Origin of the sequence: Microcystis sp. BLCC-F209, from assembly GCF_041928595.1 — a bacterium.
Classification (GTDB): Bacteria; Cyanobacteriota; Cyanobacteriia; order Cyanobacteriales; family Microcystaceae; genus Microcystis.
On the sequence record NZ_JBHFLL010000136.1, the window covers coordinates 1 to 2,543 of the forward strand.

General features: G+C 37.6%; 1 protein-coding gene and 1 pseudogene. One reads left to right on the top strand and one right to left on the bottom strand.

From position 1 onward, the window contains the following. Positions 1–7: 7 nt before the first annotated feature. Positions 8–1,744 (bottom strand): IS1634 family transposase, encoded by a 1,737-nt coding sequence (locus ACE1AQ_RS08625; protein WP_374808238.1) that lies wholly within the window; start codon positions 1,742–1,744, stop codon positions 8–10. A 150-nt stretch (positions 1,745–1,894) separates the two neighbouring features. On the opposite strand from ACE1AQ_RS08625, the pseudogene ACE1AQ_RS08630 reads away from it, so the two are divergent. Then, positions 1,895–2,323 (top strand): annotated as a pseudogene (locus tag ACE1AQ_RS08630) (metallophosphatase); the annotation flags it as partial. Positions 2,324–2,543: the final 220 nt, after the last annotated feature.

The following is a 2,543-nucleotide window of genomic DNA, read 5'->3' on the forward strand; positions in this document are numbered from 1 at the left end:
CGCCCCGTTACTGGGTACAAATCAGGGAAACTCCCAATAAATCTAACGCTTTTTGTTGCAGTTGGGTCGGTCGAGTTATCTTAGAAAAACGATAACTTCCCTCTCTAATCGTACATTCCACTGTATTCAAGCAAATTGTCCCCAAGTCTTCCAACAAAGTCCGAAAACTATGCACAGGAAAGTTCTCTTGATTCCGTTTTTTTCTCTCTTTAGACTGAGCGGATTCACTCCGATTGGCTTTAATCACATTCAGAGAACCATCATCAATTTCTTCATCCTCAAATAATAAAGGAGCCAAGCACTGTTTTAAATGCCATTCCACATAATAAGCCAACATACATAAAAAGATATGAGCTTTGACTCTATCACCCTTATAATGATAGATAGGACGTACCTTTAAATCAATTGACTTATAACAGCGAAATGCCTCCTCCACTTGAGATAAACTTTTATAAGCTTTAACCGTCGTCGCTGCATCCATCAAGGTTGACTCCAGAGAAGTTCTTAACACATACACACCATCCAAGGCCGTTTCTTGAGCGATTAATTCCCGCTTACGCTGATAAGAAAAGCCTTCTTCTGTTATCTCTAGGTTATAGTATTTATTGACCTTAAACTGATTAAGAATCTTGCCCACTCTCAAAGCTATCTTATCTTGGCCCTTTAAAGCTCTTTTCTCCCTTTGAGTCGCCTGAACAATCAAATCTAGTTCCTTCTCTACCGCTTCTAATAATGCCTCTCTTTGTAGTTGATTTTTCTGGGCAATGAAGGGATTACGACAAGCAATTAATCTTTCTTCGGGATAATCTTCACTCTCAAATTCCACCAAGTTTACCTGATCAAATAATCCTAATTGAATCACTTCCACCTCAGCCAGTTTCCGAATTTGAGGCTTAGTTAAACCAGTAATATAGTCTAATCCTTCTATCGGTTTTACTAATTCCTTGATTTTCGAGTTAGTTAAAATTCCTCTATCACTTACCCAGACCACATTCTCAATCCCCCAACCCTTTCTGACTTTCTCAATTTGTCCGCTTAAAGTAGCACCATCTGAAGTGTTTCCTTCAAATACTTCTACCGCTATCGGACAACCCTTAGCTGAACAGAGCAAACCAAACACTATCTGAGTTTTCCCCTTCTTTTTATCTCGATTATACCCATATTTTCCCAGTTCACAACCATTTCCTTCTAGGTAGGTAGAAGTGACATCATACAAGACTAATGTTCCTGATTCTAAGTGTTTAATTGCTAGGTGCTTCTCAATTTTCTCTTGTTTTTCTAATAACCAATCTAAGGCGTTATATAATTCGTCTTCATCGCCTTTCTCTAAGTCTAACAATTGTCCTAAACTCTGACTACAAGTCTCACTATTAAACCCTCTCGCTGTGGCTAGTTTCGATTTAGGATTGATGATTCTTGCCACAATCATCGCCACCACTAAGTTTCTGATTCGTGAGGATTTTTCACTGATTATTTTATCTAAACCCAATTTTTTAATCGTCTCTAAAATAGCCATTACATGACCATGAGGAAGACTTCTAATCACTTCAAAATGATTGGGAATGCCTTCATTCATGGACAGTGTTGCTCCTTTAAGAGCCAGTTTCAGATTTTCGATAATATCATCGGGTAATTTTGAGAGATTGGCAAGGGTTCTTTTTTTGACTTGATCTCCTTCTCGGTAGGATTCTCGAAGAAGAACAGCGGGGGGAGAATTACGGTTAGGAACTTTTTCTATATACATGGCTATCATTTTAGCAAATGGAGAGAATTCTTGTCCATTAAGAAATGTTACAAATTACATGGGTACATTAAGAAAAGTTAAGGGGGTGCATCCATTGATGGATAAGGGTTTTCGGCTATTATAGTATATATGTATGGGGGAAGTTCAGATAAACATGGAATTGATAGCACTAAACAACTCTGGGACGCAGTTTCTTTAGAAACGGTGCAATGGTTACGAAATCTCGATTTTGGTTTTGTCGAGTTGGATTGTTTATTAATTCATGGCAGTAGTGTCAGTGTTAGTGAAGAATTAACCCCCGATACTCCCCCATGGCAAATTTTAGATCGACTGCAACGGGTGGGAGTTAATAATCTATTTTGTGGTCGTGCGGGAAAAGTTTTTGATTATTCTTTACAGTCCGCTAATTTAACTAGCACTGTTACTACTTTAGATAAACGGCAACCAAGTCAAACTTTGACGATTCAAGATAAGCGTTTAATTGGGGTTGGTAGCGTTGGTAAAGAATTAAATAAAGCAGTTTACACTCTCTATAATCCTAGTAATAATTGCGTGGAGTTTAGAACCGTACCTTATTAATCCATAAAAGATTAATTAAATATTCAAGATTAATTTAAGTAGGTAGGTGTTAAAAATTATCAGACACCCCCCTTATCAAGCTGTCCTTTAGTCACATCTTTCTTAACATTTCAAACCTTTGTGGCACAAGGCTTTCAAGACTCGGTTAACAATTTGTAATATTCCTTGTTGACACCCTTACTGACAAAGAAAAAACTGAAATCAAGTCAGGATAAGGGTT

What these genes read in the sequence shown, in the direction of transcription:
- ACE1AQ_RS08625 (WP_374808238.1), bottom strand. Translation starts at nt 1,744, where the DNA reads ATGTATATAGAAAAAGTTCCTAACCGTAATTCTCCCCCCGCTGTTCTT.